A 16,027-nucleotide genomic window follows, 5' to 3' on the forward strand; every position below is an offset into this window, starting at 1 on the left:
TTTCAGAGTCCTGATCGTCTGTGAGCCATGAAGACATTGATCACCAGCACACTGAAAATTCTGCATACTCGTCGGCGTGCCTTGCTGACCTTCCACCTGTTTTTTTCCGGTCTGGCCATGGCGGCGATCACCCCTGCTATCACCTGGGCATTGGCCTCCCTGCGCCCGGTGACTGGCCGGGCCGCCATCAGCACCGGGGGGATGATCGAGTATCTGACGTCTCCCGGTGGCGTGGTCTGGGTCCTGGTGACTCTCAACCTGACCGTACTGGTTATCATGCTACAGCAGGCGGGGATGACGCTGATCGCTGCCTCGCCTCCATACAGGCATTACCAGACCGCCATGGGAGCGCTCTGGGGAACAGCACGCAGATGCGTGGCACTGATCCAGTTGACTGTTATACAGGTGTTTACCCACCTGTTGATTGCACTGCCCTTTCTGGCGGCGACCGGACTGGCATGGGCCTGGCTGACCAGCTCGTATGATCCATACCTTCTGCGTGAGGAGTTACCATTAGAACTGTGGTGGTTTGCGGTCTGCGCCACCGTATCCATGCTCGGGCTGATCACCTGTAACGGCGCCCTGTACCTGCGATGGATACTGGTCGTGCCCTGCCTGATGCTGCGAAGCCAGCGCCCCGTGGAAGCCTTGCGGGAAAGTACCCGGCTGACACGCGGCCACAAAGGACACGCCACTGGCGTGCTGGCGTCCGGATTGACTGCGGTGATACTTTTACCAATCCTCGTCACCCTTGCTTTCGACCAGATCGCCTCCCTACTACTGACCATCCTGCCAGACCGGACGGGCATACTGGTTCCGGCCATCTTCCTGTTCATTGCCGGCTACATCCTTATCGGTATCGCCGTCACCTTCTTTGGCACAGCCGCTTACGGCGCCTTCATCGTCAGCCTGTATTACCGGGCAACGGGCAGAAGCCCGCGCATGCCGGAGCCTTCCCTCAGCTACACCCCGCCAGGTAATGCTGGCCCCAAAGCATGGATTGCGGAAGCCCTGGTGGTCATCCTGGCGCTCGGACAGGCCTGGTTTGTGGTGGACTCCTTGGACCAGCGCGAACAAGTGACCATCACGGCCCATCGGGGCAGCGCCTTTAAAGCCCCGGAAAACACGCTGAGCGCCATCGAGCAGGCGATCAGGGACGGCGCCGACTATATTGAGGTTGACGTACAGATAACCGCAGACGGAGTACCGGTGCTCTGGCACGATTCCGATATGAGCCGCATTTTCGGCCAGAGAGAACGCATCAGCGAAGTTGCCTTCGAGGACATCCGTAATCGGGATGCCGGTAGCTGGTTCAACACGGACTTCGCTGGTGAGAGGATCGCCACCCTCTCCCAAGCCGTTGAAACAGTGCGAGGAAGAGCGGGCCTGTTTGTGGACCTGAAGCCGGATCGCAACACACCTAACCTGACCCGGGCTGTTGTCGAACTGTTACAGAGCATGAACTTTGTGGATGGCACCGTGATCGCCGCTGCTGACTGGACTACTCTGCGGGAAGTCGAGCGATTGGAGCCGGGTCTCAAGACCGCCCTGCTGGCACAGTTTGTTGTTGGTCCGTTGTGGGAAGACAATTACGACATCCTGGGGTTGCGAAGTAATCGCGCAACCCCGGCTGCCGTCGCCCGGGCGCACCGGGACGACAACGAACTTCACGTCTGGACAGTGAATCGCCGGGCAGCCATGTCAAAATTCGTAGACATGGGCGTCGACAACATCATCACTGACCGCCCCGATGTGCTCTCGGAACTGCTACAGGAACGGGCCTCCCTCTCCAATGCCGAACTGCTTGCGACCAAACTCCGCAACTGGTTGCGGTAAGCGGCGCAGTGCCTTCGATATGAGGTAAACTCACGTGACTCCAGCAAAAAATGAAATATCAATGGCCAGCGCAGGGATCCATCATCCATGAGAGGTTATCGCAGATCATCCCATACAACTTTGTTGCGGCGGTGGCCAGTCCTCATGGCTCTGCTCTGCTCGTTGGCCATGCCAACCTACGGCCAGGATGAGACAGAGACAGAGTCCGAAGCAAAAGCCCCAGTGCCGGCTGTACAGCCGGAGATCAAAGCCGAAACGGAGCAGCCACCGGAAATTGAGCTTCAGAAATCCATGAATGCGGACATCCGGCAGCAAATACAGGCTCTCAGGGCGTCCCTGAATCAGCGCCTGACGGGTGTCGAATCCAGTATCGAGCGCCTTGACTATGCGGAATCCATCCTCAATCGCCTGAAAGACGAATACGAAAGCTTTGAACTCAGACTGGAGACAGCCGGACTCAATCTGACAGGTGACTATGCCGGACTCCTGAAACAAAGGCTGGAACGTCTTCGGCGACAGACCATTGCCAGCGAACTGATCAAGGGCATTGAAGACCAACTATCCACCGCTCGCGAAGAACAACTCAGGCTGGAAGAATATGAAGCAATTGTGGATCCTGAAGATGATGCCCGTGGTCAGTTACGCAGCGAACGGGCCAGATTGATTCGTGAGCTCCATGCGGCGGTCACGCAACACATTGATGTTCTCAATGATTACTACAACACCGTAACCGCACTGCAGGAACAGGTACTGGATTACCAGACACTGCTGCAACAACGATTATTCTGGCTGCCCAACGCATCACCGGTCGGCCCCGATACGTTATCAGGTCTCCTGAAATCGTTCAGCTGGCTTGCCTCCGAGATCGCGCTGGATCCATTCAGTCTGGCAATCAAAGAATCGTTTGAGGAACGAACCCTCCGTCTGGGCGCGCTATTTGTCATATTCGCACTGCTGCTGTTCAAGCGTCGGACAATCAAGGCAAACCTCAAGGCCAACGGCTTGCATGTCGGCAATGTGGGCCGGGACCGAATTGCCATGACCCTGCTTGCCCTGTTCAACAGTGTATTGCTGACGCTCCCTGGGGTACTTGCGCTGGCGGCAGGCGCACTGCTATTGATGGAAGGCAATGAATTCTTTTCGGCGCTCTCCAATGGGTTCACCGCTGCCGCCTTTATCACCCTTCTGTTGAACTTCATTCACAAAGTTGCTCGCAAGGACGGTCTCGGCGACAGGCATTTTCATTGGAACAAGCACTCCCTGAAAGCCATTCGCAGGGAAATTCCAATCCTGCTGGCCATACTCATCCCCATTACGATTCTATCCGCCACGACAGCAACGCCCAGTGGCTCCGAATTTGAAGAAAGTCTGGGACGGCTCTTGTTCATATTGGTATCGGTGGCCCTGGCGATATTCGCCCAACGCATCATGAGCGCCGTACGTGCGGATAAACCGGACGGTCGATTTCTGCGTGTGCTGCACTTTCTTGCCGTTGCCACGCCCCCGGTGCTGGCCGTGGCCTCCGTACTGGGGTACCACTACACCGCGCTGGAGCTGGAACGTAACCTCTTCATAAGCATTTGCTGGCTGGCGTTCAACGCACTGCTATTTTATCTCGGTTTACGCGCTCTCGCAGTCCGTGAACGTCGGTTAACACTGGAACGTCTGCGAGAACAAAGAGCCGCAGAGCGTAAGATGGCAGAAGCAAGGGAGTCCGCCGAATCCTCAGGTGAAGGAATGCCTCCGGCTCTGGATATGCCGGAAATGGATCTCAAGGACATTAACCAGCAGAGTACGTCACTGCTGAAAATTCTGGTCGCCGTGGTGGCCATCTCGGGGCTTTGGGTACTCTGGGCCAACGTCATCCCTGCCCTGCAACTGTTTGACAACATTACCTTGTGGACCATCGCCACGGACCTTGAGGGCGGAGATCCGCTGCCAATAACCCTGGGGGACCTGATGCTGGCTCTGCTGGTCGGGGCAGGCACGGTGCTGGCCGTCAAAAACCTGCCCGGAACTCTGGAGGTAATGGTTCTGAGCCGGATGCACCTGCAACCGGGATCCGGTTACGCAATCACCACCATCGCCACGTATTTGATCGTTATCGTCGGCGTCATTATATGCCTCGGCGTGGTGGGTGTTCAGTGGTCAAAGCTGCAATGGCTGGTGGCCGCTTTGGGGGTTGGACTCGGGTTCGGGCTGCAGGAGATTGTAGCCAATTTCGTCTCGGGTATTATCCTGCTTTTTGAGCGCCCGATCCGCGTCGGTGACACGGTGACCATTGGCGGCATTACCGGCACAGTTTCACGTATTCGCATCCGTGCGACGACGCTGGTTGACTGGGACCGCAAGGAACAAATCATCCCCAACAAGACCTTTGTCACCCAGGACCTCACCAACTGGACACTTTCCGATCCGATTACACGGGTCATACTTCGTGTGGGTGTGGCTTACGGGTCCGATGTGGATACGGTGCAACAGATTCTGATGGACGTAGCTGATGACAACGAGCGCGTGGTTGACGATCCCGCGCCGGCAGTGTTCTGCGTGGGGCTTGGTGACAGCAGTATTGATTTCGAGGTACGTGTTTTCGTCAAGGACCTGCTCGATATCATGCCCCTGTCACATGAGATTCACGCCTCGGTCACCAAGGCATTGCGAGAAGCCGGCATCGAGATACCCTTTCCACAGCGTGACCTCCATGTCCGCACGGTACCGGATATCCCGGGGCTGACCAGATCCGACCAGTAGTCTCAGCTGACCGCCACCTGCCTGGAATTATTCCAGGATGATCAGGTGGTTGGGCAACTCGTTCTTTTCACGGGTGGCAGGAATATGCGCCTTGAGTTTGGCACCGCAGGCCTGAATGCAATCAACAAAGCCATCCAGCGTCCGGCCCTGGCGCACCTTGCTGGTGAAGTCAGCGACGATCGCTTCCCATACCTGATTGTCGATCTGGCCAGAGATACCCTGATCCACCAGGATTTCAACATAGTGCTCGGCTTCCGACACAAAAATCAGCATGCCCGTGCCGCCGGCGGTGTGGTGCAGGTTCTGCTCCAGAAACTGACGCCGGGCCATATTGGACGCACGCCAGAATCGCACTGGTTTGGGTACCAGCCAGTGGCCTGCCCCCGTAAACCGGAACAGCAGGCATAACACGATGAACGTACTCCACTGGGCCAGCAACAGCCCGTTTACACCGAACCAGCCGGTGAAATAGCTGACGACGCCAGGCAGTAACAACGCCAGGATGCCCGCCCACAGCAACGGGATATAGGTATAGTCATCGGAACTGGCTGCCAGAACCGTCACCAACTCGGCGTCGGTCTCCTGCTCCACCTCGGATATGGCCGTAGCTACCTGTTTCTGTTCGCTTTCACTCAATAGTGTCATGGTTATATCTATCTCGTTGAATCATGGAGTGGTTTTACCAGCCGCCGGAGGCACCACCGCCTCCAAAACCGCCACCGCCACCACTGAAGCCACCGCCACCAAAGCCTCCGCCGCCACGGCCGCCCATCATGGAACCGGCTATCAGACCACCCAACAGCGCACCGCGACCACGACGACCACCCATGCCACCAAAGAACGACAGGGCCACAATAATGAAGAACAGGATACCCAGCGCGGGATGGGGGCGATCATTCTTGCTCACCGGACGGGATTGTGGGACCGCCAGCGGCTCTCCTCCGAGTACCTGAATCATGGCTTCGGCCCCATTGGCAATACCCGTGGGGAAATCGCCGGCACGGAAGGCAGGCGTGATGATCTGGTTAATGATGGTGGCGGAGGTCGCATCCGTCAGACGCCCCTCAAGGCCATAACCCACCTCAATACGGATACGACGTTCGTCTTCCGCCACGATCAACAGGGCGCCATTGTCCTCGCCCTCCTGACCGATACCCCAATGGCGACCAAGCTGATAGCCGTAATCCTCGATTGGATACCCCTGAAGATTCGGCAGGGTAACCACCACAACCTGCTCGCTGGTGGCCTGTTCGTGGGCTTCCAGCATACGACCCAAACGTAATTCCACCGGGTCGGGCAACATGTCAGCGTTGTCCACTACCCGCCCCGTCAGCTCGGGAAAATCAGGGCCGGACTGCGCCAGTGCATGGAGAGGCAGCAGTACCGCCAACGTGGCGAAGACGAGCATCCGGTAACTGCGCATAGTCATCAGAATTCCACCTGCGGCGCTTCCTCTGCATCAGGCGTCGTGGCTTCAAAGTTGGCACGCAGCTCCATATCGCTGTACAGGAAACTGTGCCAGAGCCTGCCCGGGAAGGTGCGGATCTCGGTGTTGTACCGTTCCACGGCCTGGATGAAATCCCGCCGCGCTACGGCGATACGGTTTTCCGTGCCCTCGAGCTGGGATTGCAATGCCAGGAAATTCTGGCTGGATTTCAGGTCCGGATACCGCTCCGACACCGCCATCAGCCTGCTCAGGGCACTGCTCAACTCGCCCTGTGCCTGCTGAAATTGCTGCAATCTCTTCGGATCATTGAGGATGCTCTCATCCACCTGGATCGAGGTCGCCCGCGAGCGGGCTTCAATGACCGCCGTCAGAGTCTCCCGTTCCTGGGTCGCAAACCCCTTTACAGTCTCCACCAGATTGGGGACCAGGTCGGCACGACGCTGGTACTGGTTCTGAACCTGGGACCAGGCGGATTTTACCTGCTCGTCATAGGTGGGAATGTTGTTGATACCGCACCCCGTCAGCATGAGTGCCAGCAGGGCAAGAACTGTAAACCGCAGACCACTGCGATTCTGAGTGATGGCAGGACTGTTCACCATGATGTATCCGTTCCTTGAGCGTCTGTGAATCCAGGATGAGTAACGACAGGACGTTAACACAATTGGCTCTGATATGGGGTCGACACCTTCAAATCCAAGGCGTACCATATAAAATACTGTACATATAAACAGTATCAGAGGTTGACCATGAAAACCCGCGGCACCGCACTGAACCCTCACAACCGGTTCCAGCCCATTGCCACTGATCGGCAGGCAAACGGCAGCTGGTACCAGGACCCGGACGACGAACTGAACCCCGACTCGCTGGCCACTGAGGTAACAGATGATCAGGTGCGGACCATTATCAGCCGCAACCAGTCCCCCGACCTGCCGTTTGACCAATCAATCAACCCTTATCGAGGGTGCGAGCACGCCTGCATCTACTGCTTTGCCAGACCAACCCATGCCTACTGGGACCTGTCCCCGGGCCTGGACTTTGAGACCCGGCTGATTGCCAAACCGAACGCGGCCCGACAACTGCGCAGAGAACTCGACAAACCAGGCTACAAAGTCTCCACCATTGCCCTGGGGGTGAATACCGACGCCTACCAACCCATTGAAAAACAGCGGCGGATCACCCGGGAAATTCTCGAAGTTCTGGCTGAATACCGCCATCCCGTGTCGATTATCACTAAGGGTGCGCTGATTCTCCGCGACCTGGATTTACTGTCTGAGCTTGCTGCCCAGGGGCTCTGTTCGGTTCGGGTCAGCCTCACTACACTGGACAACGGTCTGAAACGGGTCATGGAACCACGCACCGCCGCCCCGGCCACACGATTGAGGGTCATCCGCGAACTGTCGGCCGCTGGTGTACCAACGGGCATTCTGGCGGCACCCATCATCCCGTTCATTAACGATCAGGAACTGGAGGCCATACTGGAGACAGCCTTCGGGGCTGGCGCCCAACGGGCAAGCTGGATCATGCTGAGGTTGCCGCTGGAGCTGGATGAACTGTTCCGCGACTGGCTACAAAGGCATTTTCCACAACGTGCGGATCACGTCATGAACCGTATACGTGATTTACGCGACGGCAAGAGTTACGACGCCCGTTATGGAACACGCATGACAGGCACCGGCCCATACGCCGAGTTGATCCGCCAGCGTTTCAACCGAAAAGTCCGGAGTCTGGGCATGGATCAATACGAGACAGCCCCGCTGCGCACCGATCTGTTTCGCCGCCCGGGCGGGGAACAAATGAACCTCATCTGAGGCTGGCTGTCATTCCAATTATCCGGAATTGCAAAACTCTCTGATGACAGGCCAAGAGAACGCCATGAACCCCATCCTCATGTTGTGCTTTGCAATCGCCCTGACCGGTTGTCAGTCACTGCCATCAAGCGATGAGGGCAATGCCAAGGATGTGGTGTTCCTGAAACGCGAACATTGCCTGACCGATTACATTGAAGATCTGAAACGTGTGCATTTTGGTCCCTGCCTGACAGTTCAATCCGTTAACGGTCATCCACCAGCAACGCGACCAGACGGGTTTATCGAGTTACCGGTCAACTCGCGGACTTCGCTGGGTGTCTACTGCACTTACCGCAGTCAGGACAACACAGTGAAGGAGAACAGCACCATCTATACCACGGTCGTTTTTCCGTATGACCAGTTTGCAAAGGCAGGTATACGCTGGTACCTCCATGCCCACACGGATGTCCTGCATGGCAAGGGCTGCAAGCCGACGTTGTCCAGGTCATCGCGAGGGTGAATGTAACCCCCGGTTACAGCAGGACGCTGACCATACCCAGGGTACTCACCACCAGCAATACCGTCCCCAGGGCCCGGAAAAATACCGGTGTCTCGGCGCGCAGCATCCGGTTATGGACCTTCAGGCCGATAACGTGGCCAACAGCTGCAGCAGGTAATAGCCAGAGATGGTGAATCAGTTGCAAGTCCACACCGGCGTAGACGAACGCCGCCATTTTGATCGTAACCAGAATGAACCACAGGGCAAACAGGGTGTCCCTAAGCTTCTCTTTAGGCAGATGCTGGGCAGCAACGGCAATAATCAAAGGCGCACCGATCAGCGAGGTGCCGCTGATATAACCACCCGCCATCAGGAAGACCGTATCCACAGTCCGGCTGCCACTGCGGAAGGGCTTGTTGAGAATGTAGGACACCGAATAAAGCCCAACGATGGTAAAGATGATGGCGCTGAGGATATGAGCCGGCATGGTAATCAGCCCCACCACACCGATGAGCTTGGGTACAATCATGATCCCCAGTATTTTCCACAGATAACGCCAGTCTACCGTGCCCTCTGCAGCCACACCGTCATCGCTGCCGCGCTTTTTCCTGCCCGATTTTCGATTGTTCATCCAGATAGTCAGAGAGGAAAAGAACAGCAGGTGAACCGAGATGATCGGCAAGAACACCAGTGGCTCGTCGAGCACCAGCAACAGGAAAGGTAACGACAATACCGCTCCGCCAAATCCCAGCCCGGAGCGGACAAAGCCACTCCAGACAAAGATCAGCGCGATGAGGGCGTATTGGTAGAGTGCAAGATCAGACATGGATTCCTGACATACAACAGTCTAGACGATGATTGTGGCGGCGTACCTTACCACGGGGTAACCCGTATTACCCTCCCGTCCTGACTGTCAGTCAGCAGGAACACGGCTCCATCAGGCCCGGTGCGCACATCCCGGATTCGTTCGCCTAATTCGTCGAACAGGGTTTCCATATCCACGGCGCCATCGTTGCTGAGGACAACGCGGTGCACACGTCTTTCGGCAAGAGCGCCCACCAACAGACTGCCCTGCCATTCCGGGAACAGGTCGCCGTCATACAAGGTCATACCTGACGGCGCAATGGACGGCGTCCAGTGCAACGCTGGTGCTGCCATGCCATCATAGTCAGTGAACGGCGACACCCGCGCGCCGGTATAATCCCGCCCCCGGGTAGCCACTGGCCAGCCATAGTTGCCGCCGCTTTCGATAACATTGATCTCATCACCGCCCCGGGGTCCGTGTTCATGGGTAATCAGGCGGTTATTCCGCCAGTCGTATACCACGCCCTGAACATTGCGATGCCCATAACTGTATATTTCCGGAAGCGCATTGGACTCCGACGTAAACGGGTTATCCTCCGGCGCTGAACCATCCCGGTTTATCCTGACAATGGTGCCAATGTGGCTCGTCAGCTTCTGTGCCTCCTCGCGATAATCAAAACCGTCTCCCAGCGTCAGGATGATCGTCGCGTCGGGTAGCCACACCATGCGCCCACCATAGTGGGCATCCCCTGCTTTTGCGGGCAGACTACGGAAAATTTCCTGGACATTGTCCAGCCCGCCCGAGACCAGCTTTCCACGGGCCAAACACGTGTGGTTTGCGCGCCGGGTGCCGCAGGCGTAAGCCAGATAAATCTGGCGGCTCTCCTCAAAGTCGGGAGCCACGAGGACATCAAACAACCCGGCCTGCCCGGAAGCGAATACCTCCGGCACACCCGTCAGGGGCGCAGACACCTGCTGCCCGTCGGCAGAAAGCACCCGCAATCGCCCTGGCCGCTCGGTAACCAGGAAGCGGCCATCTGGCAGGAACGCCAGAGACCATGGGTGCTCCAACTCGATAGCGAGGGTTTCCACCCGGTACCCCAAGGACGCATCGGCCTGAACCGATTCCGGCGGAGCCATCCACCCCAGGGTGATGATTGCGGTGCCTATGGCAAGATGACGAGGAAGCCCCACCCGTCGTCGAGAGAAGTGAGCAAACAACCAACCGGAAAGCGCCGCTGTTGCCAGCATGGCCACCATTCCTCCGGCACTCCGGGTGGCCGCAATCAGTGTGGGCATTGGGGCCAGGGAATCCACCAGTTTGAATGTTACCCAAAGCCCAATGGCAGCACCTAATGGCAGGAAAAACGCCCGCCAGCGCAGATCCAGCAGCCGGATGCACAGACTCGTCACCAGTTGTGACATCAGGAAACTGATGCCAAATACCGCCGCGTAGACCGGAACAAAGTTCACCAGATCCTCAAGGCTTGTTCGTAAACGCGTGCCGATGCCGATCTCAACGCCCAGATTCTGCAGAGCCAGCAGGTTAAACTGGGTCTGAACAAGACTGCCAGCCACTATGCCTACCACCAGAGCCATCAAGAAAGCGCCCGGCACCCTCATCCACCCAACAGGCTTTTTCATTTTTGTACCGTTCCTTCAACCGGATGAACAACGCCCCGTTACTGCGAAGTACCAGGCTCGAACAACAGCTTGATATAACTGCGAAGCAGTATCAGCTGGTTTGGCAGGATGGTGCGTTCTCCGGTAGCCCGCCCCAGGACAAGGCCGCCCTCGATGACTGTTGACACCATGTCCGCCAACGCATCCGGGTCGATAACTTCCCGCGGATGGTATTGTTCGTAGATCGAGTCCAGCAACGTGCGAAACCGCGCCCGCCAACTCAGGACAATACGTCGATTCAGGTCCCGAACATCTTTATCAAACAGACTTTCCTGGTAGCAGTAGGTCGCGACCAGACAACCCGGATACTCCTGGGGCAAGTCTTCCATGATTTCCGCCAACAATTTGAGCCCCACCAGAAACCCCTGCAGCGGGTCCCCGGCCAATTCCCGGCCGCGGGCAAACACATCATCCAGCAGAGAGTCGTCACGCGCCATATAGCGCAACAATAGAGCACGTGCCAACGCGTTCTTGTTGGAAAAATGATACAGGAAGCCGCTTTTGGTGATGCCCGCCTCCGCAATCACCTCTTCAATCGAGGTTGCACCAAAACCCTTCCGGAGTACGGATGTTTCAGTGATATCCAACAACCGCTCACGGGTAGCCTGTCCTTTATCCATCTGCCACCTCCGGTGAACCATACCCCGAGTATGGTTTGCCTTGTGGGAACACTGACCGCCAGTGCCCACGGGAGCACCGAAATACTGTATCCCATTGTTTTAGAAAGACTCAACTCGTATCGAAAAAACCGTACCACGTGCTCTCTGGTTGTCATTTGCTTCCTGGCACATGCTGTCTGTGACAGGAAACAACCCGTTAACGATAAGAAGGAGGATAGCACTATGACAGGCAACGCAGAGACCATCACTTACAACGTCACCGAAACGGATCAAACGGTGGCAGATGCATTCGGCGACCGCATGGTGGATACACTCAACTCAGGTGCGTTGGCACTGATGATTTCCGTCGGCCACCGAACCGGTCTGTTTGACGCCATGGCAGATATGCCAGCAGCAACCAGCGCCCGGATTGCGGAAAAGGCCGGCCTCGACGAGCGTTACGTCAGGGAATGGCTTGGAGCGATGACCGTCGGCAACATTGTTGAGAATTATCCCGAAAGAGAAACCTACCACTTGCCACCAGAGCACGCTGCCAGCCTGTGCCGGAAGTCACCGACAGACAATATAGCCGTGTTCGCCCAGTATATCCCGCTGCTTGGCTCCGTGGAGGATGACATTATTCACTGCTTTCGCCACGGTGGCGGGGTGCCGTACGAGCGTTTTGAGCGCTTCCATGATGTCATGGCCGAGGATAGCGGCCAGTCCGTTGTTCCAGCCCTCGAATCTCATATTCTGCCGCTCGTACCAGGCCTGGTGGGACGGCTGAAAAAAGGGATTCGTGTCCTTGACGTCGGTTGTGGCAGGGGGCGGGCACTGAACAAACTGGCCAGATTGTTCCCTCACAGCCAGTTTACCGGATACGACATATCCGAGGATGCCGTCAGTTACGCCGGCCAGGAGGCCAGGGCACTCGGGAACGACAACGCAACTTTCGAGGTATTTGACGTCAGTAACCTTGAGCACACGAACCAAGCCGCCCCATACGATCTGATCACCACGTTCGATGCCGTGCACGACCAGAAGGACCCTCTCGCTGTGTTGCGGGGCATCCGGAAAACGCTGGCTGATGACGGCGTTTATCTCGCCCAGGACATCAAGGGATCAAGCCATCACCACAGTGACCGGGACCATCCGATCGGCCCACTGCTCTACACCATTTCCTGCATGCATTGCATGACGGTTTCCCTGGCGCAGGATGGAGAGGGCCTGGGGGCCATGTGGGGGCGGGAAAAAGCCCTGGAGTACTTCCGTGCGGCAGGTTTCGGAAATATTGACGTGCATGAACTGGAACATGATTTCCAGAATTACTGGTATGTATGTCGTCCCTGAGCCGCCCGAATCAGGACAATCGCAGGCCACAATAACCAGCTGATGATGTACATCGCTGGAACCAGAATGATCAACCAGCCAGCGATCTGGATGGCCCGGGGAGAAACACCCAGCACATCCGCCACCCCCGCGAAAAAATCATTGATGACGCTGGGGTGGCGTACCACCAGGTACGCTGCGCCGATGATAACCGGCCACTTAGCGTACCGGGCGCTACTGAGTAGCAAGCGGCCGCTGCCTGCTATGCGGGCCGCCAGTGCAGCCGACCGGGTTGAAAGTTTCGCGCCCTGTGTGGCTCTGGCCACATTGCGCCCGGCCCGAACCACCTTGACCGCGCTGGCGAATACCAGCACATCCACCGACGCCCAACCGACATCACCGGCCGAGATCTCCTCCCCGGTACGGTAGTTTGCCTCCAACTGCCGGATCCCACTGGTAAAGAAACGGGTTACACCCTCAGTCACCCGCTCAGTCTGAACCCATTGGGTCTCACCGTTCGGATCCACTACAAACTGCCCCAGGAAATCATGCCCCTCGTCGCGAATGAAATTCACGGCATACCAGCCCCGCTCCTCAGGCGTCAATGCGTCACGCGTTTCTGGTTTGGCAGGGGGACCGGCGGGGTCGCCCCTGAGTTCGGCAATATAATCCTTTGCTTTCTGATACTGGTGGGCAGCCTTGTCCATCCATTCAATGGACCTGACCGGTTCACGCAGGAAAAAGTCAATTGGGGGCAAGGCGTGCTCGCCATAGGTGCGCAGTACCTCCTGGAATTCCCCCTCGGAGGCATAAAGCGGCAGAATGGTGCGGGCCATGTCGGGATACGCGAGTAGTGCTGCCTGAGCTTTCAGCAATAGCAGGGGGTCTTCTCCCAGATCCAGAACAGCTGCCTGAACGTCAATCGGCTCATTACCAATACGGTCAAAGCCCGGCAATGCCTCCTGAGCCTGAATAGAAACAAGCTTCTGCTCAATCGGCACCGGTCGGGACGCGTAACTGGCAAGCACCGCCATCAACAACCCCACACCCAGAATCGCCATGAATTTCTTCAAACACCCACCTCAGGTCCTTCCTGTTCAGCTGCTGTTTTATCACAGGTCGGGTTAATAACTAACCAAAGAACCAGTAGCACACGCCAATGGCGGTCACCATGCCTGCCAAATCCGCCAGCAAAGCACAGCCAAGACCGTGGCGGATTTTGTTGACGCCCACTGCCCCGAAATAAACCGCAAGCACATAGAACGTCGTTTCCGTACTGCCCTGCATGGTCGCTGCTGCCAGCGCGGGAAAACTGTCGACACCGAAGTTGTCCATGGTTTCGATCATCATCGCCCTGGCACCGCTGCCGGACAGTGGCTTGATGAACGCTGTTGGCAAGGCATCGATGAAACGGGTGTCCCATCCCAGTCCTTCTGCCACCCAACGAATGCCATCCAGTCCTGCATCCAATACACCGCTGGCCCGCAGAACGCCAACAGCGACCAGCATGGCGATCAAATAAGGTAGCAGGGTGACCGTGAACCCCAGCCCTTCCCTGGCACCCTCAATAAAGGCGTCATACACATTCACTTTGCGCAGAGCACCGATGACCAGGAAGCCAATAACAATACTGAACAGCGTCAGATTACCCACCAGCGTAGAGGTTGCCGCCAGCACCTGAGCCGACATACCTGCCAGTGTGGTCAGCAACAGCCCCAAAGCCGCGGCCCCCGCCACAAGGTATGCCAGCACCACCGGATGCCCGAGCTTCAGCCGCTGCATCAGCGATACACTCAGCAATCCAACCAGGCTGGAAGCGGTCGTCGCCAGCAGAATCGGCAGAAATACCAGCGTCGGGTCTGCGGCTCCCTGCTGGGCGCGGTACATGAAAATAGTCACCGGCAACAGGGTCAGAGAAGATGTGTTCAGCACCAGAAAAAGAATCTGGGCGTTGCTGGCGGTATCCTTGCTGGGATTCAGACTCTGCAGGGAATGCATGGCCTTGATGCCAATGGGTGTGGCGGCGTTGTCCAGACCCAGGATATTGGCGGCGAAGTTCATACTGATCAGCCCCATGGCAGGGTGACCGCTGGGCACTTCTGGCATCAGCCGCCGAAAGAGCGGGTCAAGCACCCTCGCCATCAACCGAATAAGCCCGGCCTTCTCGGCAATACAGAGAAACCCCAGCCATAACGTCATGGTGCCGGCCAGCACCAGTACGATTTCCACACTAAGCTCAGCCATATCGAACAGCGCGGCCACCAGGCGGCTGAATACTTCGGAGTCCCCGACTCCCAACCATTGCCAGAGCGCTGCGACAAACGCGGCGATGAAAAAACTTAGCCAGATACCATTGAGCATGTGTTTCCGGGCAACCTCAGGTTTCCTTGGGTACTGGCGCAACAAAAAACCCCGAAGCTCTCACCCCGGGGTCTTTGTGTGGCCGGCCTGGCCAGCAGTATAGGCGGGCTGTTACTGCTCCACAAACGCCCGTTCAATCACGTAGTGGCCCATATCACCGCCACGGGCTTCCTTGAAGCCCATGTTGTTGAGGATACTGCAGGTATCCTTGAGCATGCTGGGGCTGCCGCAGATCATGAAGCGGTCATTCTCCAGATCGAAATCCGGCAGGCCCAGTTCGCGGGTGATCTTACCGCTTTCCATGGCGTCGGTCAGACGGCCCTGGTTGCGGAAGTCTTCCCGGGTAACCGTGGGGTAGTACAGCAGCTTGCCATCCACCATTTCGCCGAAGAACTCGTTTTCCGGCAGTGCTTCGATCTCCTGCTGATAGGCCAGTTCAGAAACATAACGCACGCCGTGAGTCACGATCACCTTGTCATAGGCCTCATAGACTTCCGGATCCTTGATGATGCTCATAAACGGTGCCAGGCCAGTACCGGTACTGATCAGCCACAGGTTCTTACCCGGCAGCAGGTTATCCATGATCAGGGTGCCGGTCGGCTTACGGCTGACCAGAATCTCGTCTCCAACCTGGATTTTCTGCAGGCGCGAGGTCAGAGGGCCGTCCTGTACCTTGATAGAGAAAAACTCCAGTTCTTCCTCATAGTTTGCACTGGCAATGCTGTAGGCCCGCATCAGGGGCTTGCCGTCAGTTTCCAGACCAATCATGGTGAAATGGCCATTCTTGAAACGAAACCCGGGATCACGGCTGGTAGTGAAGCTGAACAGGGTGTCGTTCCAGTGGCGTACGCTGGTGACTTTCTCTTTGATCAGGTTGCTCATGGTTAACTCTCGCCTGTTCTGTTTGCTCGAACGCAATAAGTTGAAGATC

At 57.0% G+C, this 16,027-nt stretch carries 14 protein-coding genes; 5 read left to right on the plus strand and 9 right to left on the minus strand.

All coding sequences use genetic code 11. The features are described 5' to 3' along the window. Positions 1 to 27 precede the first annotated feature (27 nt). Positions 28 to 1,836, plus strand: coding sequence for a glycerophosphodiester phosphodiesterase family protein (locus MARLIPOL_RS00135; RefSeq protein ID WP_012136009.1), 1,809 nt, complete (start codon positions 28 to 30; stop codon positions 1,834 to 1,836). 144 nt (positions 1,837 to 1,980) lie between these two features. Further along, positions 1,981 to 4,587: a mechanosensitive ion channel domain-containing protein gene (locus tag MARLIPOL_RS00140; protein ID WP_012136010.1), complete on the plus strand. Its 2,607-nt coding sequence runs from the start codon at positions 1,981 to 1,983 to the stop codon at positions 4,585 to 4,587. 27 nt (positions 4,588 to 4,614) lie between these two features. Here the strand turns inward: MARLIPOL_RS00140 and MARLIPOL_RS00145 are convergent, their stop codons facing one another. Genes MARLIPOL_RS00145 through MARLIPOL_RS00155 form a run of 3 tightly spaced genes read right to left on the minus strand, consistent with a single transcriptional unit; the run spans position 4,615 to position 6,561 of the window. Beyond that, on the minus strand, positions 4,615 to 5,232 hold the full coding sequence (locus MARLIPOL_RS00145; RefSeq protein ID WP_012136011.1) for a TPM domain-containing protein: 618 nt from the start codon (positions 5,230 to 5,232) through the stop codon (positions 4,615 to 4,617). Between the two features lie 34 nt (positions 5,233 to 5,266). Then, positions 5,267 to 6,010, minus strand: a complete 744-nt coding sequence (locus MARLIPOL_RS00150; protein WP_036190437.1) for a TPM domain-containing protein — start codon at positions 6,008 to 6,010, stop codon at positions 5,267 to 5,269. 5 nt (positions 6,011 to 6,015) lie between these two features. Beyond that, positions 6,016 to 6,561: a LemA family protein gene (locus MARLIPOL_RS00155; RefSeq protein WP_407638031.1), complete on the minus strand. Its 546-nt coding sequence runs from the start codon at positions 6,559 to 6,561 to the stop codon at positions 6,016 to 6,018. Between the two features lie 219 nt (positions 6,562 to 6,780). Between MARLIPOL_RS00155 and MARLIPOL_RS00160 the strand changes: the two genes are divergently transcribed. Further along, positions 6,781 to 7,842 (plus strand): PA0069 family radical SAM protein, encoded by a 1,062-nt coding sequence (locus tag MARLIPOL_RS00160; protein ID WP_012136014.1) that lies wholly within the window; start codon positions 6,781 to 6,783, stop codon positions 7,840 to 7,842. A gap of 64 nt (positions 7,843 to 7,906) precedes the next feature. After that, complete coding sequence (locus MARLIPOL_RS00165; RefSeq protein ID WP_036190214.1) at positions 7,907 to 8,341, plus strand: hypothetical protein; 435 nt, start codon at positions 7,907 to 7,909, stop codon at positions 8,339 to 8,341. A 13-nt stretch (positions 8,342 to 8,354) separates the two neighbouring features. Here MARLIPOL_RS00165 and MARLIPOL_RS00170 read toward each other — a convergent pair whose 3' ends face one another. Genes MARLIPOL_RS00170 through MARLIPOL_RS00180 form a run of 3 tightly spaced genes read right to left on the minus strand, consistent with a single transcriptional unit; the run spans position 8,355 to position 11,427 of the window. Further along, the gene (locus MARLIPOL_RS00170; RefSeq protein ID WP_012136016.1) at positions 8,355 to 9,146 is read right to left on the minus strand and encodes a TSUP family transporter; all 792 of its coding nucleotides are present in this window, start codon (positions 9,144 to 9,146) and stop codon (positions 8,355 to 8,357) included. 47 nt (positions 9,147 to 9,193) lie between these two features. Further along, complete coding sequence (locus MARLIPOL_RS00175; protein ID WP_012136017.1) at positions 9,194 to 10,768, minus strand: PQQ-dependent sugar dehydrogenase; 1,575 nt, start codon at positions 10,766 to 10,768, stop codon at positions 9,194 to 9,196. 38 nt (positions 10,769 to 10,806) lie between these two features. Next, on the minus strand, positions 10,807 to 11,427 hold the full coding sequence (locus MARLIPOL_RS00180) for a TetR/AcrR family transcriptional regulator (RefSeq protein WP_012136018.1): 621 nt from the start codon (positions 11,425 to 11,427) through the stop codon (positions 10,807 to 10,809). 222 nt (positions 11,428 to 11,649) lie between these two features. Here MARLIPOL_RS00180 and MARLIPOL_RS00185 point away from each other — a divergent pair, with 222 nt between their 5' ends. Continuing rightward, the gene (locus tag MARLIPOL_RS00185; protein ID WP_012136019.1) at positions 11,650 to 12,756 is read left to right on the plus strand and encodes a class I SAM-dependent methyltransferase; all 1,107 of its coding nucleotides are present in this window, start codon (positions 11,650 to 11,652) and stop codon (positions 12,754 to 12,756) included. On the opposite strand, the gene MARLIPOL_RS00190 is transcribed toward MARLIPOL_RS00185, so the two are convergent. The 3 genes from MARLIPOL_RS00190 to MARLIPOL_RS00200 form a co-directional block, all read right to left on the minus strand. Further along, a complete protein-coding gene (locus tag MARLIPOL_RS00190) occupies positions 12,732 to 13,808 on the minus strand; it encodes a hypothetical protein (protein ID WP_012136020.1) in 1,077 nt (358 codons plus the stop codon). The two genes, MARLIPOL_RS00185 and MARLIPOL_RS00190, sit on opposite strands and share 25 nt — an antisense overlap. A gap of 58 nt (positions 13,809 to 13,866) precedes the next feature. Further along, positions 13,867 to 15,096: a nucleoside recognition domain-containing protein gene (locus tag MARLIPOL_RS00195; RefSeq protein WP_012136021.1), complete on the minus strand. Its 1,230-nt coding sequence runs from the start codon at positions 15,094 to 15,096 to the stop codon at positions 13,867 to 13,869. Positions 15,097 to 15,207: 111 nt separating this feature from the next. Continuing rightward, positions 15,208 to 15,978 carry a ferredoxin--NADP reductase gene (locus MARLIPOL_RS00200; protein ID WP_012136022.1) on the minus strand — a complete coding sequence of 257 codons (771 nt, stop codon included), beginning with the start codon at positions 15,976 to 15,978 and terminating at the stop codon, positions 15,208 to 15,210. Positions 15,979 to 16,027: the final 49 nt, after the last annotated feature.

The organism is Marinobacter lipolyticus SM19, from assembly GCF_000397065.2.
Classification (GTDB): Bacteria; Pseudomonadota; Gammaproteobacteria; order Pseudomonadales; family Oleiphilaceae; genus Marinobacter; species Marinobacter lipolyticus.